We start from the raw sequence: 18,992 nt of genomic DNA on the forward strand, positions 1-18,992 counted from the left end.
CGCGCTACGCCGAGACCACTCTCTTAGAGCGTCTGTTTCACGCCGATGACCCGCTCCTCGGCCTCGCGGCCGGGGTCCCACTCGCTCCCGTCGCGGTCAGATTCGCGGTGTTCCTCCACGGTCCGTGCCATCGCTTCGTCGACCGGCGTCGACTCCCAGCCGAGGTCGGCGAGCGCGCAGGTGTCGAGCAGGTGCGGGTACTCGCGGTAGAGGACGAAGTCGTCGGCGTCGAGCCCGCCGGCCGCGAGCGCGTCGTCGCTCGCCGGGACGACCTCACAGTCGACGCCGGCGGCGTCGGCGATCGTCTCTAACGTCTCTCGTAGGGTGAGCGCGCGTCGGTCGCCGACGTTGTACGCCGCGCCCGGCTCGCCGCGCTCGGCGACGATCCGCAGCGCGCTCGCCACGTCCTCGACGTACGCCCGGTGCCAAAGGTTCTGTCCGTCGCCGGGGACGACCACGCGGTCGTGCGAGAGCACGCGGTCGATCCAGTAGTCGAGCCGCTCCGTGTAGTCGTGCGGCCCGTAGACGATACACGGGCGAACCGCCGTCGCGGACACGCCGTCCTCGGCGGCCGCGAACACCGCGCGGTCGCCCTCGGCCTTCCGATTGCCGTACGTCTCGTGGTCGTCGTCGGTGGCCTGCGCGTCGGTACACGGCTCCAGCGGCGTCTCGCCCTCCCGCTTGGGGATCTCCTCGGCCGCGTAACTGGATCCCGACGAGATGTACACGTAGCCGTCGACGTCGGCGAAGATCTCGGTCGCGGTCTCCACGTCGGCCGGCTGATAGGCGACGCAGTCTATCACGACGTCCGGTTCGACCGACAGCTTCGCGGCGCGCAGCGCGGTCTCGTCTTTCCGATCCCCCTCGACGTGAGTCACGCGGTCGTCGTCCACGAATGGGTTCTCGTGGTTCCCGCGGTTGAATATCGCGACCTCGTAGTCGTGTGCCAGCAGTTCCTCGACGGTGTGTCGCCCGATGAACCGCGTGCCGCCGACGACGAGCGCCGTGTCTGTCATACCCGAGATTCGATGAGCGAGGTGAAAAACGTGGCCGAACCGGAAGGCGACGGGCCGACTCAGTCGCCGCCGCGGGGCTCGTCGCCGCGCCACCGGCGATACAGGAGGTACGCGACGCCGAGGCCGATCCCCCAAGTGCCGACGCCCAACACCGCGAACGCGACCCCCGAGAGGAAATTTCCGATCGGAACGCCGAACATACCCGGGTTCGGCGCGTCCGCCACATAAACGCTCCGAGAGAGGGGTAGGTTCTCGGGGCGGGAACCCGTACGGGCGCTCATGACAGACCACACGCGTCGGCGACCCTGGCTCGCCGCCCTGCTCGCGCTCGTCGTCTCCGGGCTCGGTCACGCATACCTCCGCCGGTGGGCCCGCGCGTTCGGCTGGTACGTCGCGGTCACCGCCGTGGTCTTCGTGTTCGTCCCCGAGTCGGCGATCTCCGGCGTCCTCGCCGGCGAGTCCCCGCCGCTTCGGGACGTGGCCCCCGCCGCCGCGGTCGTGGGCGCGAGCGTGATCGACGCGTACGTCGTGGCGCTCCGCAACAACCCCGAACACGAGCGGGAACGCGACGCGGCCCGCTCGGCCGACTCCGCGGAGCCGACCGCCGGCGGAACGGTCGACGGCCCGGCCGCGCCGTCAACGGAGACGACGAGCGACGAGACCGCGCGCTGTCCGGAGTGTGACAAGGAGACCAACCCGACCGTCGACTTCTGTCAGTGGTGCGCCGAGCCGCTCGGCGACGACGCTACGTGAGTGACGAAAGAGAAAAAGACCGGACCGCGACCGGCCTCAGAAGAGGTAGAACAGCGGGAAGACGAACACCCAGACGATGTCCACGAAGTGCCAGTAGAGGCCGAAGTACTCGATCGGCCGCTCGTCGTCGAGGTAGTGGCCCTGGTACGCCCTGACGAACAGGAAGATGGCTACCACCAACCCGAGTAGCACGTGGATCCCGTGAAGCCCGGTCGTGACGTAGTAGATCGACGCCTGGATCGGGTCACCATGAGCGTTCGCCGAGATGGTGACGCCCTTGTCGAAGACCTCGTGGTTCCACTCCCACATCTTGATCGCCATGAAGACGAACCCGAGCAGGATGGTCGACCCCAGCGACGCCAGCAGGCCCTGCCGGCTCTTCCGGCGGGCCGCGACCAGCGCTAAGATTACGGTGAACGAGGACGTGAGCAGCACGAAGGTGTTGATCAGTCCGGGTAGCGGGTCGGTCAGCGGCTCCCACGTCATCCAGCCCGCGTTGTAGCGGATGAAGATGGCCGCAGACAGCAGCGCGCCGAAGACGAGAACGTCGGACGCCAGGAAGAACCACATTCCCAACTTGACCTTCTCGACGCCGTTGAACGGCCACCGCTCGGCGAACTCGGTCGGCGGGGCGTAGAAGTCCTCAGTACCCCACTTCACGCCGGTGTAGAGGAGCCCGCCGATCCCGGCTAGGATCGCGGTCGGGTAGAGCAGGTTGGAGATGATGACATCGCTCTGGAGCGCCGTCTCGCCAAGCTCGACGGTGACGGAGTTGGCGAAGCCGGAGAGGCCGAACAGCAGGACTCCGAGGGCGAGCGACAGCGCGAACGGCCAGATACTCGCGTGACTCGGATGTTTGTCCCAGTGAGCATATCTCGAGATGTGCGACGAGTGGGTGTCACCGCCGTCCGTGGCGACATCGCCGTTGTCGTCCGTCTTCATCGCGGGACCGCCGTCGGGCACGTAATCCTTCACGAACTCCAGTTTTCCGGAGGCGTACGACGGTCGGTTCGGCCAGTTCTCAAGCGGTGGCGGCGAGGAGATCGCCCACTCCGCGGTCCGCGAGTAGTCCCACGGGTTGGCGCCGGCCGACTCGCCGGAGACGTAGGACTTCCCTAGGTTGTAGAACATGATGAAGAATGAGAACCCGAGCACGAACGCCCCGATCGTCCCGAACTGGTGGTAGATCTGGAACTCGGGATTGTACTCGAACACCCGGCGTGGGGTCTCCCAAGCGAGGAACATCGAGAAGTAGACGGCGTTGAAGCCGAGGAAGAACGTGGCGAAGTGGAGCTTTCCGAGGAACTCGTCGTACATCTTCCCGGTCACCTTCGGGAACCAGTAGTAGATTGCGCCGACGAGCGCCGTCGCCCCGCCGAACATCACGTAGTGGAAGTGCGCGACCACCCAGTAGGTGCCGCGGAACTCGTAGTCGAGTACGATAGCGCCGAGGAAGACGCCAGTAATCCCACCGAGGATGAACAACAGTAGCGCGCCGAACGCGAACAGGAACGGCGTCGTGAACTGGATCCGCCCCTTAATCAGCGTGTAGATCAGCGAGAAGACAATCAGGTCGAAGGGAAGCGAGATACCGATTGTCGTCGCCATCATCAGCGTCTTGATCTCCAGGTTGATCGTCGTCAAGAACATGTGGTGCATCCACACGAGGAACGACTGAACGGCGATCAAGCAGATGGAGATGATGACCCACTTGCGACCGACGAGGCGTCGGCCGGAGAACGTCTGGAACAGCTCCAGCATGACCCCGAGCGCCGGGAAGAAGACGATATACACCTCCGGATGGCCGAAGAACCACCAGAGATGGCTCCACAGCAGGGCCCCGCCCTCAGTTGCGGAGAAGTAGACGCTCCCAAGCACCCGGTCGGAGCCGAGGATCAACAGCGCACCGAGCAGCGCCGCGAACGCGAACAGCATCATCCACACGGTCGCGAGGATCGACCACGAGAACAGCGGCATGTCCATAATTCCCATCCCCTCAGCGCGGGAGTGATGGATGGACGTGAGGAAGTTCACCGTCGACGCGGTGACGCCGATAATGAACATTGTGAGCGCGAGGATCGCGCCGGTCGACCCGATACCGGGCGTGTACATCGGCACGTTGAGCGGCGCGTACATCGTCCAACCTGCGGTCAGCGTACCGCCTTGGAAGAAGCTGATCCCGAGCAGCGCGCCAGAGAACAGGTACATCCAGTAAGACAGCGCGTTCAGCCGCGGGAATGCAAGGTCGTCCGCGCCGATCTGAAGCGGGACGAAGTAGTTCGCGAACCCGAACGCGAACGGCGAAAGGAACCAGAACACCATTATCAACCCGTGCGCGGTGACGGCCTCGTTGTACGCCAGTCCGGAGAGGATCTGGCTCGTCGGATCCCACAGCTGGAGGCGGATGAGCAGCGCCATCACGCCGCCGAACAGCAGGAAGAACAGCGCTGTGATCGTGTACAGGATCCCGATGTCCTTGTGGTTGGTCGTGACTAGCCAGCGCTTGACGGAGGTCGTCGGCGGTAGTTCGCTCATGCGCTCACCCCGCTCTGTGTCACAGCTCCGAGCCCGGAGGCCTCGATACTGGCGCTTTCGGAGCCGTTTCCGGTATTATCGTACCACTCTTCCCACTCGTCTTCCGGAATGACGGTTATCTGTCCTTCCATTGCGGAGTGACCCGGACCGCACAGTTCGAAGCACTCGACGGGGTACGTCGCCTCACCGCCTTGCGCTGCGACGTCCTCGGAGCTCACTGAGAACCAGTTCTCGTTGTAGTCACCGGGAATAGCGTCGGTCTTTATCCGCAAATCCGACGAGCCGAAGTTGTGCCAGACATCCCTTGAGGTCACATTAATATCGATTCGCTGGTCAGCGGGCACGATCAGTTCACCCCGTTCGGTGTGCCCGTTCGGGTACTCGTACTCCCACCCGTACTGGTAGCCTTCGACCATGATCTCGATGTCGCCCTCGTCGCCGGTGTCCGGTCCGTCCTCGACGTAGAGGAGTAGCCCGTACGAGTACACGACGAGGCTGATGACGACGATCGCGCTCAACCCGAACGAGAGGAAGAGCTTCTTCGCTTTCGGACCGCCCTGTCCCGTGGGGAGCTCGCCGACGACCGGCGCGTCGAACTCTTCGTCCGACCGGTTCCCGTCGTCGCGGTACTTGTACACGTTCCACAGCGTGTACGCCACGACGATGGTGCCGACGAGGGTGCCGAGCGCGAGGAAGACGAAGAAGATCTCGTCGAAGACCTCCGCCTGTGCGCGCCAGTCACTCCCCTGTTGTAGGATAACTGGATCTATCATGTTCGTCTGTCTGCCCTTGTACCTCCCTTGGCGATGGTACACTTATCTCTTGTGTAGCGGGCCGGGCGATCGGACGAGAGAGGCAGCGATTCAGGCACCCGAGCGGAGCCGGAGCCGCTCCGCCGACGAACCCGGCGACGGTCGAGCGGGACACGCAGCGAACGGCACGGGCGCACGTGTCGGAACGCGGGGAACTCGCGCGTCGAAGGGTATTTGTACGCGCGAACGGAGGCCCTAACAACGGATATCCATGACATCACTAACCCTCTTGAGTACGGGGCTGATGGGCCTCCTCGTCGTCGCCACCTTCGTCGCGGTCGCCGAGATCGGCGCGAAGCGAGCGGCGCCCGGTCGCGACGGCGGCGGCGGTAGCTACGAGGCGATCGTCGAGACGCTCGGCGACATCGCCCGGACGCCAGTCGTGTGGGCGATCTCGTTCGTGGGCGTCACCGTCCTCTTCGGCGGTAGCATCATCCTCGGCGTCGGGAGCTTCGGTATCCCGGAGGGGCTCGCCGGCACCCTAGTGAACGTCGCGTACCTGATCGTCGGGCTGCTCCTCGTTGGCTTCGTCTTCCTCGGCGCGTACTTCGCGACGCGGAGCCGCGGACTCGGAAACGCGCACGGCGTCGCCGCCGGCACCCTCGCGACCGGCGCCGCGTTCCTCGTCCTCGTCACGGTCCAGCTTCTCGTCGGCGTCGTCGGCTGATCGACGGGAAACGCGTTCTCTTCCCGGCGAAACCCTTCGACCGTCAGCGCCCGCTCTCGGCGCCGGAACCGCGGAGCCCGTCGTCGAGCCCGAGCCCGACGCGCGAGCCGTACCGGTCCCACACGACGACGAGGGACGGCACGAGCAGGATCGAACAGAGGTAGGCGTAGAACACGCCCAGCGCGAGCAGGACGCCGAAGTCGCGAAGCAGGGGGATCACCGCGAGCCACAGGACGCCAAGCCCGGAGACCGTGGTGAGCATGCTGCCTGTGAGCGCGCCGCCGGTCCCGGCGATGGTGACGTCGAGCGCCTCGTCGATCGGGAGCCCCTCTTGATACTCGTCGACGAACCGGTGGACGAAGTGGACGGTGTAGTCCACCCCGAGCCCGATCGACACCGAGAGGATGGGGGCGTTGATCGGCGTCAGCGGGATGTCGAACAGCCGCATCGACCCGATGAGCAGCCCGACGGTGACGAGGACGGGAACGAGGTTCAGGAAGCCGTAGACGGCCTTCCCCTCCAAGTACGCGTACGACAGCGCCAAGAACAGCGCCGTGAGCCCGAAGGCGGCGAACAGGCTCCGGATCGCCGACTCGGTCAGCAGGTCGATCACGGCCTCGTTGACCACGAGGGAGCCGGTCGGCACCGCTTCGAGCGGCGTGCGCTCGGCGAGGTCGCGCACGTCGGCGACCGCCTCGGAGTCGTCGACGCCCGGTTTGATCGTGAAGTCGACGCGCGCGCTGCCGCGGTCGGCCGCCACGTATCCTCGGGCGCGGCTCTCCGCGGAGGAGTCCAAGAGCGCGTCGTACACCTCGTCGACGTTGCGGTCGGGCACGCCGTTCCCGAGGCGGTCGTTGCGCTCTACCAACGCCGCGAACTCGGGGTCACGCGACGCGCGGTCGTCGATCACGGTGACGACGCTCGTCGCCTGCGCGCGGCGCTCGTCGGTCGTCGCGAAGGTCTCCGGCGGGTTCCGCGCGGTCCGGTCGATCAGTTCCAGGGCGTCGTCGTCTCTCACCGACTGGTCGATGTACAGCGTCACCGACCCCACGAAGTCCTGTTCGAACTCCTCCTCGAACAGCGTCAGCACGTCGAGGAACGTGTAGTCGGTCGGCGCGAACGGCTCTGGCAGCTCCGCGTACGTCTCCAACCGGTCTTGATCCGGGAAGAAGGCCTCCTGCGAGAACTCCGTGTCCACGCCGGAGCCGTAGGCGCCGCCGGCGGCGCCGCCGAGGAGGAGGAGCACGACGACCGCGACCGGAGCGATCCGCGAGAGGTCGACGCCGACGCGGAGGACGCGCGCGATCCGCGAGCCGCCGGTGCCGAGCGCGCTCGTGCCGAACTCCGGGATCGGGAGCCCCTCGCGCCACCGGTCAGAGAACACCTTCGCGGCCGGGAGGAAGACGCCGAAGATGATCAGCGTGAACGTGATCCCGGCGGCCGCGACGATCCCGAAGTCGCGGTTGGGGTCGAACGGGCTCGCGACGTTGGAGACGAGCCCGAACACGGTGGTGATCGTCACAAGCAGGAAGGCGATGAGCAGCTGGTCGGTCGTGGTCCGCATCGACCGCTCGATCCCGGCCCCGGTCGCCCGCTCCTCGCGGTAGCGGTTGACGATGTGGATGCCGAAGTCGATCCCGACCGCGAGCAGGAGCGGAAACACCGTCACGAGCGAGTTGGAGAAGGGGATCCCGGCGTACCCCATGAACCCGAACGTCCACAGGAGCGACATGAGCAGTGCTGACAGCCCGATCGCCATGTCGAACGGGTCGCGGTACGAGAAGATCAGGAACCCGACGATCAGGATGAGCGCCGCCGGGAAGACGATGATCGCGGTGTCGGTCAACAGCGCGGTTATCTCGGACTGGAGGACGCCGTCGCCGAAGAGGATCGCGTTCTCGCCGGCGACGTTGCCCGGGACGGAGTCGACGACGTCGACGCTGCGGGTCTGGAGCTCCGTCACCCGCGCCGTCGTCGCCGACGCCGGAAGGTCGTACGTGATCCCCACGATCGCGGTGTCGGCCGCCTGCGCGGTGGGGTTGTAGTCGACGGACACCTGCGCCGCGATCGCGCCCGTCGCGTCGGCGTCGGCGATGGCGGCCCGCAGTTCGGCGGGCGTCGCCTCGGCCACGGCGTCGCGTCGCTCGGCCGCGCTCGCGGCGGTCAAGTCCAGCTGTCGGGCGACCGCGTCGGCGTGGCTCGACGTCGACGCGACCCGGAGCGTCGACCGCGACTCCAGCCGGTGTTGGGTCTCCAAGGTCCGTAGCAGCGCGTCGCGAGAGAGGACGTTGTCGTCGGAGACGATCACCTGCGCGGAGGTGGCGGAGCCGCCGATCGACGTCTCGAACTCCTCGTCGATGTCGTCGAGCGCCCGCTGTGCGGGGATGTCCTGCGTGAACTGGTCCGTGCCGGCGTTCGTCTCGATGCCGGTCAGACCGCCCGCGAACGCGGCGGTCACGAGGATGAAGACCGCGATGACCGCCAGCGGCCGCTCCGTGACGACGCGGTCGATCTCCTCGATCAGCCGGTCGACGGCGGTCACGGTCGCCCCGCTGTCCGACGTTCACTCGTCGGCGACGGAAGGCTGGCCGACGGGGAGCGAAGGCGGTGGCGCTCCGTCGCGCGAACGGTGGCGTGTCCCCTCATCGGATCACCGCCGTCGGTACCAGACGGCGCCGCCGGCCGCGGCGACGACGAGCAGGGCGGCGACGGCGATCAGGCCGACGGGGCGCTCGCCGTCGTCGACGGCGGCGGTCACCGTGACCGGGACCTGCGTGATGTCGGAGATGCGGTCGTTGCCCCGCTCGTCCTCGTACCGGAAGTCGAGCTCGATCGGGTGGTCCTCGACGCTCGCCCCCGAAGCGGCGGACACCTCGAACCAGATCTCAGCGGACTCGCCGGGTTCGAGCTCGTCGACGAACGCCTCGTCGTTGACCGCCGTCAGCGGGCTGTCGGCGTAGAGTCCGGCGTTGATCGAGGAGAGCGTCTCCGGCCGCCGGTTCGTGATCGTGGCGTTGATTCGGCGGGTCTCGCCCGCCATGACGGTGGCATTCTCGACGGCCAGTTCGAACTCGGGCTGCCGGGGCGCCACCTCGACGCGGCGGGTCTTCTCGACCGAGAGCGTCGCGTCGCCGCTGTCGTACTCGGTGGTGAACCGGAACTGTCGGGGGCCGGGGTCGGCGCTCCCGCTCACGTCGGCGTCGAAGGTGAAGGTCGCCGACTCGCCGGCCGGGATCGTCGGGAGCGCGTACCGGCTCTCGCCGAGGCTCACGCGGTTACTCCCGGAGTCCGCGACGAGGACGGCGTTCTCGACGTCGAGCGGGCCCTCGTTCGTGATCGTGCCGGAGACCGTGCCGGAGTACCCGACTTCGAGCGTGCCGGAGACGTTGCGCAGCGCGAACGACTGCTCACGGATCGGAACGACGCCGGCGCGGGCGGCCGCCGCGGTCGCGTCGATTCCGTTCGGGTCGCGGTAGTCGACGGTCGAGGAGAGCGCGTAGGCGCCGCCGGGGAACGACTCCGCCACGGAGGAGTCGAACGTCACCGTCCGGTTCTCGCCGGGCGCCCAGTCGCCGACGAACGCCTGCCCGCCGCCCTGCCCGAGGGTGACGCCGGGCGCGGTCGTGGTGCCGGAGACGACCGCGTCGCGCGCGGTCTCGTCGCCGACGTTTGACAGCGTGACGGCCACGTCGCCGCTGCCGCCGACCTGCGCGTCGGTGTCGGTCTCGATGACCGCGAAGCGGGCGCCGTCGTCGACGACGATGGTCAGGTCGAAGTCCTCGATCCCGCGGCGGTCCTTGTGGTCGTTGAACTCGGGGATGATCTCGAAGGTGTACCGGTAGCGGGCCGTCGCTTCGACCTCGTACCGGCCGTCGGGCACGTCGTCGGGCACCGTCACGTCGAGCGGCACGGAGACCGGGCTCGCGGCGGTCCGAACGTCTCCGACCGGGATCTTGCCGTCCTCTACGTCGATCGGCACGCCGCTGTCGTCGATCTCGAGGGTGAGCCCGCGAGCGGTGGTGACGCGGGAGTCAAGCTGGTTGCCGATCGACATCTCGCCGGTGTTGACGATGTCGATCGTGAGGGTCGACTCGGCGCCGCTCGGAACCGTCCGCTGGGTGGCGAACAGTTCCAGCACGGGCGACCCGCGGACCTGTCTGGGGGTCGGATTCGACTCCGTCTGCGCGACGGTGCCGTCGGCGGTCGGACCGTCGACTCCCGACAACGCGGCGACGTCGCCGCCGGACGGCGCGCCCGCGCTCGGCGCCGCGGCGCCGGCGAGCGAGACGCCGACGAGCAGTGCGCTCGCCGCGACGACGGCGAGCGCGGCCGTCGCGAGCCGCGTCGGCCGGCTTATCGGTCACCTCCGCCGTCGCTTGGGGTGCGTTTGGTCGCGAACGGCGACCGGTCGTACCGCGGCGGAGCGTGACGAGTCATAGGTTCCTGTCAGTCGCCATCGACATAAGCGTGTTGAATGAACGTTCAATCAGGGCCGATATATAGTCGGCGCCAGTATCCAGAACATGGACGGACCGTTCGCGGAGCCGACGAACACGCGGGAAGCGATCCTCGGCGCGGCGTTCCGCGCGCTCCGGAAGCACGGGTACGCGAGCGTCACGATCCAGCGGATCGGCGACGAGTTCGACAAGAGCCCGTCGCTGGTGTACCACCACTACGACGGCAAAGACGACCTGCTCGTCGACCTCATGGGGTTCCTGCTCGACGAGTTCGAGGCCTCGATTTCCGACAGCGGCGACCCCCCGCCCGTCAGCGGCGGCGACTCGCAGCCGGTCGACGAGTCGGCTCCGAGCGCGAACAGCGACGGCGCCGAGGCGCCTCCGGAGCGCTCGGCCCGGGACGAGCTCGACATCTACCTCACGGCAGCGGTCGATCCCGCGTCCCTCGACGGCGCCTACGCACCGGACGCGCAGTTCGTCACGGTGATGACGGAGCTCCGCGCGCAGGCCGCGAACGACGAGGCGTACCGCGAGCACTTCGACCGCAGCGACCGGGTCTTCGGCGAGTACCTAGAGCGGCTCGTCCGCGAGGCCGCGGCCGAGACGGAGGCGCCCGACGGGCACGCAGCGGGAGCCAGCCCACCATCGGTACCTGTTGAGGAGGTCGTCGCGACCCTCCAGACGTTCGCGACCGGGGGGATGTTCCGCTGGACGACGACCAACGGAGGAGCTTGGGTCGACGACTCCCGTGCCGGGATCGACGGGTACCTCGAACGGGTCCTGCCGCTGGTGGAGACGGACGAAGCGGACTGAGTTCGCTCTCGGCGGCGACTGGCCTCGTTTCCGGCGGCTGCCGGGAGGAAGGGGACCGGTTCAGCGGTCGGTGACGCCGTCGGCGTCCATCCTGGAGACCTCCTCTTCGAGCCACTCGCGGAGCCACTTCACGCGTTTGATCCGCTGGTGGGCGATGCTCTCGGCGGTGTCGGAGACGACGCGGTCGGTATGGTCGTGCGCTCGCTGGAGCACGCGGTCGACCATCTTCGCGGAGTCCATGTGCGTGCGCGACTCGTACCCCATGCGCAACAGCATGAGGACCGCGCCGTTGGCGCCGACCTTGTCGAGCACGTCGGCCTCGATCAGACACCGGCTCTCGAGGGGCACGTCGTCGAGGTCGCCGGTGTACGAGTGGTCGACGACCGCCCCGCACACCTCCTCGATGAACGACTCGGGGTAGTTGCCGCGGCTCTGGAGGTACTCGCGGGTGACGCGCGCGCCGGCCTCCGCGTGGACGTCCTGCTCCGCCTCCAGCTTGGCGACGTCGTGAAAGACGGCCGCGACGCGGACCACGTCCACGTCGGCGCCCTCCGCCTCGGCGATCTCTGTCGCGAGGTCGACGACGTTGAGGATGTGGTTGAACCGGTACGACGCCGAGTGCCAGGGGTACCAGCGCATGCGCCCGCCGTCGTCCTCGCTCTCGACGCTGGCCGCGAGGTAGTCGCGGACGAAGCCTTTCATCTCCTCGAAATCCTCGTCGCTCACCTCCGTTTCCTTAATTTCGACGCCCACCGGGACCACCTCGGGCGAAAAGATCGTGATTCATTACCGTAGGCGAGGAGCGTTTCGGTCTTAGGCGTTACGACGGAGTCTTCGGGCGCGAGACGGCCGTCGCTAGCGGCCGCCTTCCGGCGATGCGGCGAGCGTTGACGCGACGCGAGACGCTTAACAGGGTCGCGGGCGCACCGACTGCTATGTTGAGTCCCTTCGGGAACGACGACCGCGCTCGGTTCCAGCGGGCCGCGGCGGTGAACGTCGCAGGCAACGCGGCGAAGATAGCCGTCGTGGGCGCGACGGGGCTCGCGTTCAACAGCGTGGCGCTGCTGGCCGACGCCGCGCACTCCGTCGCCGACCTCGTCGCCAGCGCGGTCGTGTTCGTCTGGGGGGGATCGCGGTACGAGAGCGCCGACGAGACGCACCCGCACGGCCACCAGCGGATCGAGCCGCTGACGGCGCTGTTCGTCGGCGCGACGGTGGCGGTCCTCGGGCTGCTCCTGTTGCGCGAGTCCGTGCTCGGGTTCGTCGGCCCGGTGGAGGTGCGGGCGAGCCTCCTCCTCGTCGGGGCGCTGCTGTTCGCGATGGCGGACATGTACCTGCTGTATCGGTACACGGAACTGGTGAACGCCGACCTGGGCTCGACGGCGCTCGCCGCCCTCGCGGTCGACTGTCTCAACGACATCTACACCACGATCGCCGCCCTGGTCGGCGTGTTCGGCGTGTTCCTGAACGTGCCCGTTCTCGATCCCGTCGCCGGCGCGCTCGTCAGCCTCCTCGTCGTCTACCAGGGGATCGAGATCGGCCGCGAGAACGTCACGTACCTCGTCGGGGGCGCGCCGCCGCCGGGCGACCGCGAGCGCGTGGTCGCCGCCCTCCGCGACAACCCCGCCGTCGAGGGCGTCCACGACCTGACCGTGTTCTACGACGGAACCGACCTGGAGGTCGAGGTCCACGTCGAGGTCGACGGGGAGATGACGCTCCGAGAGGCCCACAGCGTGGAGACGGAGCTCGTCACGACCCTGCGCGGACTGGAGGACGTCGGCGACGTCCACGTCCACCTCGATCCGTCCGGCCTCGGCGAGTGGAAGGACGCGCCGGAGGCGCCCGACTCCGCGGCCGATCGCGGGGACGACGCCGGCCCGCGAGAGTGACCGTCGGCGGGGGTCCGAAACCGCCGGTGTCGTGCGGGTTTTGCCCCCTCGTCACGTACAGATCGGTATGCTCGGTCGCCGCTGGCTGGAGATGACGTGGCGGGACGGACTGTTCGCACACTGGCCCGTCGACCCGTCGACCGTCGCCGCGGCGCTGCCCGACGGGCTCTCGGTCGCGACTCACGACGGCGACGCGTACCTCGGCGTCGTCCCGTTCGTGATGGAGGACATCCGTCCGCGCGGGGTCCCGCGAGGGCTGTCGTTCCCCGAACTCAACCTCCGGACCTACGTCGAGGGGCCGAACGGTCCCGGCGTCTACTTCCACAGCCTCGACGCCGACGATCGTCTCGGCGTCGCGGTCGCCCGCGGGCTATTCCGGCTCCCGTACTACCGCGCCGAGACCGACGTTCGGGGCACCGCGACGAGCGGCGGCGCGGGGCAGGGAGGCGTCGACGCGGACGCGCGCGATGCCGTCCGCTTCGCGAGCCGTCGCGTCCACGAGGGCGTCCCGCACGCGCGGTTCGACGCGACCTACGCGCCGGCCGGCGAGGCGTTCACCCCGGATATCGGGTCGCTGCCGGCGTTTTTACTGGAGAACTACCGGTTCTACACCGCGGGAGAGAGCGGGCGGCTGTACGTGGGCGAGATCGAACACGACCCGTGGACGCTGCGGCCGGCCGAGGCGGATATCCGGGCGAACACGCTGTTCGCGGCGAACGGCTTCGAGGCCCCCGACGGCGACCCGATCCTCCACTACGCCGAGCCGATCGCGGTCACCGCCGACCGGATCAGGCGGGCCTGACGCCGAGCGGAGCGTCCGCGGCCGGAAGCGACCGCGACCGGCCGGCTACGGGAACAGCCCGCGGTACTCGTGAGCCTTCGCGGTGCGCTCCAAGGCGAGCGTGTAGGCGGCGGTCCGCAGGTCGGGGAGCTCCTTCGTGTCGTACTGTTCGACGGTCTTGTCGAAGGCGCTCCCGATGCGCCGCTCAAGCTCGGCGTTGACCGTCTCCAGCGGCCACGAGAACTCCTGCGCGTTCTGGACCCATTCCAGGTAGGAGACGATGACGCCGCCCGCGTTCGCGAGGATGTCCGGCACGACCTGGATGTCGCGCTCGGTAAGCGCCTTGTCGGCCGCGACGGTCGTCGGGCCGTTCGCCGCCTCGACGACCGCCGACGCACGGAGGTCGTCGACGTTGTCGGCGGTGATCACGCCCTCGACGGCGGCCGGGATGAGCACGTCGACGTCGAGCGTGAGCAGCTCCGCGTTGGTGATCTGGTCGGGGTCGTCCCAGCGGGAGTCGGCGGTGCTCGCGCCGCCGCGGATCTCGCCCGCGACATACTCTTCGACCAGTCCGCCGGCGTCGACGTGCGCGCCGAGCGCGGCCACGTCGAGCCCGTCGGGGTCGTAGGCCGCGCCCGACACGTCCGAGGTGGCGACCACGTTGGCGCCCCCCTCGTCGAGGAGTCGGGCCGCGTTCGACCCGACGTTCCCGAATCCCTGAATCGCGATCGTCGCGTCCGACAGGTCGCGGTCGAGGTACTCGAAGAGCCGCTCCGTGACGAGCGAGACGCCGCGACCGGTCGCCTCCACGCGACCCGGCGTTCCGCCGATCTCAAGCGGCTTCCCGGTGACGACCTGCGGGACGGAGTACCCCTCGTACATCGAGTAGGTGTCCATCATCCACGCCATCGTCTGCGGGTTCGTGTTCATGTCCGGCGCGGGCACGTCGATCTCGGGACCGATCATCCGACGGATCCCCTCGGTGTACCGCCGGGTGAGCCGTTCGAGGTCGCGTTCGGTGAGGTCTTTCGGTTCGCAGATCACGCCGCCCTTGGCGCCTCCGTACGGGAGGTCGACCAGGGCAGTCTTCCACGTCATCCACCCGGCGAGCGCCTCGACCTCTCGCTGCGTGACCGTCGGGTGGAACCGAACGCCGCCCTTGAACGGCCCGCGGGCGCTGTCGAACTGACAGCGGTACCCCTCGAACACCTCGACCTCCCCGGACTCCAGCTCCACCGGGAGCGTCACCTTCAGCGTGCGTTCCGGGTGCTTGAGCCGCTCGAACACCCCGTGGTCCACGTCTGCGTACTCCTCGGCGCGGTCCATCTGGGCGAGCATGTTCTCGAACGGATCGTCGGCCATGGCGACCACGACTCGATCGTTCGTGATATTGGTTTCGGCAAGTTTCTCCTTTGATAAATGATAACAATCACGGCAATCGACGCCCGCGGATCGGCGCTCGCACGTCGAAGCCTTCCGGCCACGTCCGACCGGACTTATACGTCGGGGGGAACAAGCCGCGGACATGACACACGGACATGCGACGGGGGACCGTCGATGACGGCACAGACGCTCCATCCCCGAGTCCAGGTCGTGTGGGTCCTCCGCGCGGTGCTGCTGTCTGCGCTCGTCACCGCTCCCTTCGTCGGCGGCGCGTACTTCGAGTACCTCCCGCGGTGGGCACCGGTCGCCGTCGGGGGGGTCGTCCTGACGCTCACCGTCGCCCACGCGCTGTTGCGGTACCGACGCTGGAGCTACGAGATCCGCGAGGACGCGATCTACCTCGACCGCGGGGTGGTCACGCAGGTCCGGACGACGGTGCCGCTGGTGCGGATCCAACACGTCGACTCCCGCCGCGGCCCGGTCGAACGGACGGTCGGGCTCGCCTCCTGCGTGGTGTACACCGCCGGATCGCGGGGCGCGGACGTGCGGATCCCGGGACTCACGCCGGACGGCGCGAGCGACCTCCGCGAGGAGTTGAAGCGGCTGGCGATCCGCGCCGACGGGGAGGACGCGGTGTGAAGCTGGCGCCGCAGTCGGTCCCGTACCGCGCGCTCCAGAAGGCGGCCGGGACCGCCGTCGCGCTGTTCGTGATCGTGAACAGCGGCGGCTTCGGGCTCCCGTTGGCGGTCGGCGGGGGCGCCGCCATCCTCCTCGTCACGTTCGCCTACGAGGTCGCGTACTACCGCCGGTTCGAGTACGTCCTCACCGAGGACACGCTCGACATTTCCTCCGGCGTCATCTCGCGACGCGAGCGGGAGATCCCGTACCGGCGGATCCAGAACGTCGACGTGAGCCGCGGCGTGATTCAGCGGGCGATCGGCGTCGCCGCGGTCGACTTAGAGACCGCCGGCGGCTCCAGCACCGAGGGGTCGATCCGCTTCGTCACGCCCGACGAGGCGACGCGGCTCCAGCGCGAAGTCCAGCGCCGGAAGTCCGGACGCGCCCGCCGAGACGATGACGGCGAGGCGTCGGGGACCGACGCCGACGCGGTCGACCCCGGTGAAGACGACGCGTTCGGCCCCGACGAGGAAGTGTTGTTCGCCATCTCGCCCGGCGAGCTCGCCATGGTCGGCGCGCTGTCGTTCGACGGGCGCCTGATCGGGCTGCTGGCGTTCCTCAGCTCCGGGTCGTTCCCGGTGCTGTCGAGCTTCCTGCCGGAGACCTCGGCCGCCGCGCTGACCGCGACCGCGATCGTCGGGGTCGCGGCCCTCTTCATCGCGTCGTGGCTCATCGGCGCGGGCGTCGCCTTCTCGAACTACTACGGGTTCCGGCTCTCGCGGGCCGGCGACGAGCTGCGCTACGAACGCGGGCTGTTCCGGCGATACAGCGGGTCGATCCCGACGGAGAAGATCCAGGCGCTGCGGATCACCGACAACCCCGCCAAGCGCGCGCTCGGCTACGCGAGCCTCTCTATCGAGACGGCGGGATACGCCCCCGGACAGGGGAGCGAATCGGGCAACCAGTCCGCCGTCCCGATCGCCGCCACCGACCGCGTCTACCGGCTCGCACACGAGGTCGAGTCGTTCGGGACGCCGGAGTTCAACCGCCTGCCGAAGCGGATCCGCTGGCGGTACGTCATCCGGTACACGCTGATCGTCGGCGTCCTCACCGGGATCGCGTACGGCGTGAACTGGTACGTGTCGCCGTCGATCCCCTGGTACGGGGCGGCCGCCCTCCTCCTCGCCGTCCCGCCCGCGGCGCACCTGAAGTGGAAACACCGCGGCTACTGGGTCGGCGAGGACCACCTCCTCACGCGGAACGGGTTCTGGAGCCGGACCGTCGCCGTCGTCCCGTACTACCGGATCCAGAACGTGATCGACAGCCGGACCGTGTTCCAGCGCCGGTGGGGCGTGGCGACGATCGTCGCCGACACGGCGGGCACCGGTTCGCTGACCGGCAGCGACGCGGCCGCCGTCGACTTCGAGGTCGGCGAGGCCGAGGCGCTGAAGCAGACCCTCACCGAGCGCCTCGCGACCGCCGTCGCGGCCCGCCGAAGCGACGGGGCCGACTCCTTCGAATGGCTCGACGGCGACGACGGGGGAGAGGACGGAGTCGACGAGACGGACGGAAGCGTCGGGAGTCGCACAGAGGAGGGGAAGCCCGCCGAAGACGAGGAGCCCCCTGGAGGCGAGAAGCCCGCGGGAGACGAGAGGGGCGGCGTCGGCGAGGGTGGCGTAGGGAGCGAGGACGCCGGCGACGAACCCGACGACGACGTGGTCGCCGACGCCGAGGCGGACGACGTTGCGAGCGAGGCGTCGTCCGAGGAGGACCTCGATATCCCCGAGGACGGCGTCGTCCGGCCCGACTTCTCGCCGAGCGATCGCGATTACTCGGAGCCCGCGGAGCGGATCGACACCGGAGAGTACGCGGTCGACCAGAACCCGTCGGACGCCGACGTGGCGCACGGGCCGGGATCCGGCGAGGAGCGCGAGGCAGACGGAGACGCGGCGGACGGCGATCGCGACATCGCGGACGGCGACCGCGACGGGGAGGGCGAGACTCCAGACGACCGCTGAGGGGCGTGGCCCGCGCGGCCCCGCCCGCTCACTCGTCGAGGAGCTGTTGTGCGATCGTGTTGCGGAGCACTTCGCTCGTTCCCTCGTATATCTCCGAGAGCTTGGCGTCGCGGTAGAACCGCTCCGCGGGGAAGTCCTTGGTGTAGCCGTAGCCGCCGTGGATCTGGATGCCCTCGTTGGCGACCTCCCGGGCGATCTCCGAGGCGTACAGCTTCGCCTGCGCGGCCTCCTTGATGTAGTCCTCGTCGCGCATCTTCAGGTCGGCCGCCTCGTGCATCAGCAGCTCCGCCGCGCGCGCCTTCGTGTCCATGTCGGCGAGCTTGTGCTGGATCGCCTGGAAGTCGGAAATGGGGCGGTCGAACTGTTCGCGCTGTTGGGCGTAGGATTTCGCCTCGTTAAGTGCCGCGCGCGCAATCCCGACCGACCGGGCCGCGATGGTGATGCGCCCGCCGTTGAGCGTCTTCAGCGCGTGGACGAACCCGTCGCCCTCCTCGCCGAGCAGCCGGTCCTCGGGGATCCACATGTCGTCGAACCGGAGCTCCGCGGTCGGACATCCCTTGTCGCCGAGCTTGTCCTCCGTCCCCTCGACGATGAACCCGTCGTCCTCCTCGGGGCGCACGACGAACGAGGAGATGCCGTTCCGGCCGGCGTCGGGGTCGGTCTTGGCGAACAGGGTGACCGTGTCAGCGACGGAGCCGTTCGAGATCCAGAGCTTGCCGCCGTTCACGACGTAGCCGTCGCCGTCGCGTTCCGCGGTGGTCGACATCGCCGGCACGTCGGAGCCGGCCTCCGCCTCCGAGAGGGCGAACGCGCCGATGTCCTCGGCGGTGTTTAACGCGGTGAGGTACTCCTGCTTCTGGGCCTCGTCGCCGAACTCGTAGAGCATGTTGCCGGCCAGCGAGGTGTGGGCGGCGACGACCGTCCCGAGCCCGCCGGAGCCGCGGGAGATCTCTTCGAGCCCGATCGCGTAGCTGTGGTAGTCGAGGCCCGCGCCCTCGTACTCCACCGGGAACGGCATGCCCATGAGACCGAGGTCGGCCATCTCCTCGACCAGGTCGGCGGGGAACTCGTCGGTCTCGTCGATCTCGGCCGCGCGCGGAACGACCTCCTCGTCGACGAACTCCGCGACGGTGTCGCGTATCTGACGCTGCTCTTCGGTGAGCGTGAACTCCATACCCGAGCCTTTGGCCGGGCGGACTTAGCCGTTTCCACACGATTGTACACGGGTCGTCGGTTCGTCGGAGCTAACG

Annotated in this window: 16 protein-coding genes; 7 read left to right on the forward strand and 9 right to left on the reverse strand. The window is 68.5% G+C overall.

The features are described from left to right. Positions 1 to 23 precede the first annotated feature (23 nt). Together EXE41_RS13720 and EXE41_RS19350 are read right to left on the reverse strand one after the other, a co-directional pair. Positions 24 to 1,016: an NAD-dependent epimerase/dehydratase family protein gene (locus tag EXE41_RS13720; RefSeq protein WP_137691309.1), complete on the reverse strand. Its 993-nt coding sequence runs from the start codon at positions 1,014 to 1,016 to the stop codon at positions 24 to 26. Between the two features lie 59 nt (positions 1,017 to 1,075). Then, the gene (locus EXE41_RS19350) at positions 1,076 to 1,216 is read right to left on the reverse strand and encodes a hypothetical protein (RefSeq protein ID WP_176454920.1); all 141 of its coding nucleotides are present in this window, start codon (positions 1,214 to 1,216) and stop codon (positions 1,076 to 1,078) included. Positions 1,217 to 1,295: 79 nt separating this feature from the next. Here EXE41_RS19350 and EXE41_RS13725 point away from each other — a divergent pair, with 79 nt between their 5' ends. Continuing rightward, a complete protein-coding gene (locus EXE41_RS13725; RefSeq protein ID WP_086215970.1) occupies positions 1,296 to 1,769 on the forward strand; it encodes a hypothetical protein in 474 nt (157 codons plus the stop codon). A gap of 36 nt (positions 1,770 to 1,805) precedes the next feature. Here EXE41_RS13725 and EXE41_RS13730 read toward each other — a convergent pair whose 3' ends face one another. Beyond that, entirely contained in the window at positions 1,806 to 4,304 is a 2,499-nt protein-coding gene (locus EXE41_RS13730; RefSeq protein WP_086220028.1) for a cbb3-type cytochrome c oxidase subunit I, read from the reverse strand. Further along, positions 4,301 to 5,077 carry a cytochrome c oxidase subunit II gene (gene coxB / locus EXE41_RS13735; protein WP_086215968.1) on the reverse strand — a complete coding sequence of 259 codons (777 nt, stop codon included), beginning with the start codon at positions 5,075 to 5,077 and terminating at the stop codon, positions 4,301 to 4,303. Before coxB ends, EXE41_RS13730 begins: the two co-directional genes overlap by 4 nt. A gap of 283 nt (positions 5,078 to 5,360) precedes the next feature. Between coxB and EXE41_RS13740 the strand changes: the two genes are divergently transcribed. Next, positions 5,361 to 5,783 carry a hypothetical protein gene (locus tag EXE41_RS13740; RefSeq protein WP_049929919.1) on the forward strand — a complete coding sequence of 141 codons (423 nt, stop codon included), beginning with the start codon at positions 5,361 to 5,363 and terminating at the stop codon, positions 5,781 to 5,783. A 43-nt stretch (positions 5,784 to 5,826) separates the two neighbouring features. On the opposite strand, the gene EXE41_RS13745 is transcribed toward EXE41_RS13740, so the two are convergent. Both EXE41_RS13745 and EXE41_RS13750 read right to left on the reverse strand, forming a co-directional pair. Further along, positions 5,827 to 8,325 carry an RND family transporter gene (locus EXE41_RS13745; protein WP_137691310.1) on the reverse strand — a complete coding sequence of 833 codons (2,499 nt, stop codon included), beginning with the start codon at positions 8,323 to 8,325 and terminating at the stop codon, positions 5,827 to 5,829. Between the two features lie 108 nt (positions 8,326 to 8,433). Beyond that, complete coding sequence (locus EXE41_RS13750; protein ID WP_137691311.1) at positions 8,434 to 10,140, reverse strand: COG1361 S-layer family protein; 1,707 nt, start codon at positions 10,138 to 10,140, stop codon at positions 8,434 to 8,436. A 166-nt stretch (positions 10,141 to 10,306) separates the two neighbouring features. On the opposite strand from EXE41_RS13750, the gene EXE41_RS13755 reads away from it, so the two are divergent. Then, on the forward strand, positions 10,307 to 11,053 hold the full coding sequence (locus tag EXE41_RS13755; protein ID WP_049929925.1) for a TetR/AcrR family transcriptional regulator: 747 nt from the start codon (positions 10,307 to 10,309) through the stop codon (positions 11,051 to 11,053). A 60-nt stretch (positions 11,054 to 11,113) separates the two neighbouring features. On the opposite strand, the gene EXE41_RS13760 is transcribed toward EXE41_RS13755, so the two are convergent. Further along, the gene (locus tag EXE41_RS13760; RefSeq protein WP_086215963.1) at positions 11,114 to 11,815 is read right to left on the reverse strand and encodes an HD domain-containing protein; all 702 of its coding nucleotides are present in this window, start codon (positions 11,813 to 11,815) and stop codon (positions 11,114 to 11,116) included. 173 nt (positions 11,816 to 11,988) lie between these two features. Here EXE41_RS13760 and EXE41_RS13765 point away from each other — a divergent pair, with 173 nt between their 5' ends. Together EXE41_RS13765 and EXE41_RS13770 are read left to right on the forward strand one after the other, a co-directional pair. Then, positions 11,989 to 12,942 carry a cation diffusion facilitator family transporter gene (locus tag EXE41_RS13765; protein WP_049929928.1) on the forward strand — a complete coding sequence of 318 codons (954 nt, stop codon included), beginning with the start codon at positions 11,989 to 11,991 and terminating at the stop codon, positions 12,940 to 12,942. 67 nt (positions 12,943 to 13,009) lie between these two features. Then, on the forward strand, positions 13,010 to 13,744 hold the full coding sequence (locus EXE41_RS13770; protein WP_086215962.1) for a YqjF family protein: 735 nt from the start codon (positions 13,010 to 13,012) through the stop codon (positions 13,742 to 13,744). 45 nt (positions 13,745 to 13,789) lie between these two features. Here the strand turns inward: EXE41_RS13770 and EXE41_RS13775 are convergent, their stop codons facing one another. Next, positions 13,790 to 15,085 carry a Glu/Leu/Phe/Val dehydrogenase gene (locus EXE41_RS13775; protein ID WP_049929931.1) on the reverse strand — a complete coding sequence of 432 codons (1,296 nt, stop codon included), beginning with the start codon at positions 15,083 to 15,085 and terminating at the stop codon, positions 13,790 to 13,792. Positions 15,086 to 15,280: 195 nt separating this feature from the next. On the opposite strand from EXE41_RS13775, the gene EXE41_RS13780 reads away from it, so the two are divergent. After that, the gene (locus EXE41_RS13780; protein ID WP_049929933.1) at positions 15,281 to 15,745 is read left to right on the forward strand and encodes a PH domain-containing protein; all 465 of its coding nucleotides are present in this window, start codon (positions 15,281 to 15,283) and stop codon (positions 15,743 to 15,745) included. Then, positions 15,742 to 17,742 carry a PH domain-containing protein gene (locus EXE41_RS13785; protein ID WP_137691312.1) on the forward strand — a complete coding sequence of 667 codons (2,001 nt, stop codon included), beginning with the start codon at positions 15,742 to 15,744 and terminating at the stop codon, positions 17,740 to 17,742. The genes EXE41_RS13780 and EXE41_RS13785 overlap by 4 nt, the downstream gene beginning before the upstream one ends. 28 nt (positions 17,743 to 17,770) lie before the next feature. Here the strand turns inward: EXE41_RS13785 and EXE41_RS13790 are convergent, their stop codons facing one another. Continuing rightward, complete coding sequence (locus EXE41_RS13790; protein ID WP_086215960.1) at positions 17,771 to 18,916, reverse strand: acyl-CoA dehydrogenase; 1,146 nt, start codon at positions 18,914 to 18,916, stop codon at positions 17,771 to 17,773. Between the last annotated feature and the right edge of the window lie 76 nt (positions 18,917 to 18,992).

Source organism: Halorubrum sp. SD690R (assembly GCF_005435035.1).
Classification (GTDB): Archaea; Halobacteriota; Halobacteria; order Halobacteriales; family Haloferacaceae; genus Halorubrum; species Halorubrum ezzemoulense.

Coding starts and splice junctions, on each gene's coding strand:
- EXE41_RS13725 (WP_086215970.1), top strand. CDS start 1,296: ATGACAGACCACACGCGTCGGCGACCCTGGCTCGCCGCCCTGCTCGCG.
- EXE41_RS13780 (WP_049929933.1), top strand. CDS start 15,281: ATGACGGCACAGACGCTCCATCCCCGAGTCCAGGTCGTGTGGGTCCTC.
- coxB (WP_086215968.1), bottom strand. CDS start 5,077: ATGATAGATCCAGTTATCCTACAACAGGGGAGTGACTGGCGCGCACAG.
- EXE41_RS13720 (WP_137691309.1), bottom strand. CDS start 1,016: ATGACAGACACGGCGCTCGTCGTCGGCGGCACGCGGTTCATCGGGCGA.
- EXE41_RS13755 (WP_049929925.1), top strand. CDS start 10,307: ATGGACGGACCGTTCGCGGAGCCGACGAACACGCGGGAAGCGATCCTC.
- EXE41_RS13770 (WP_086215962.1), top strand. CDS start 13,010: ATGCTCGGTCGCCGCTGGCTGGAGATGACGTGGCGGGACGGACTGTTC.
- EXE41_RS13740 (WP_049929919.1), top strand. CDS start 5,361: ATGGGCCTCCTCGTCGTCGCCACCTTCGTCGCGGTCGCCGAGATCGGC.
- EXE41_RS13790 (WP_086215960.1), bottom strand. CDS start 18,916: ATGGAGTTCACGCTCACCGAAGAGCAGCGTCAGATACGCGACACCGTC.
- EXE41_RS13730 (WP_086220028.1), bottom strand. CDS start 4,304: ATGAGCGAACTACCGCCGACGACCTCCGTCAAGCGCTGGCTAGTCACG.
- EXE41_RS19350 (WP_176454920.1), bottom strand. CDS start 1,216: ATGTTCGGCGTTCCGATCGGAAATTTCCTCTCGGGGGTCGCGTTCGCG.
- EXE41_RS13765 (WP_049929928.1), top strand. CDS start 11,989: ATGTTGAGTCCCTTCGGGAACGACGACCGCGCTCGGTTCCAGCGGGCC.
- EXE41_RS13775 (WP_049929931.1), bottom strand. CDS start 15,085: ATGGCCGACGATCCGTTCGAGAACATGCTCGCCCAGATGGACCGCGCC.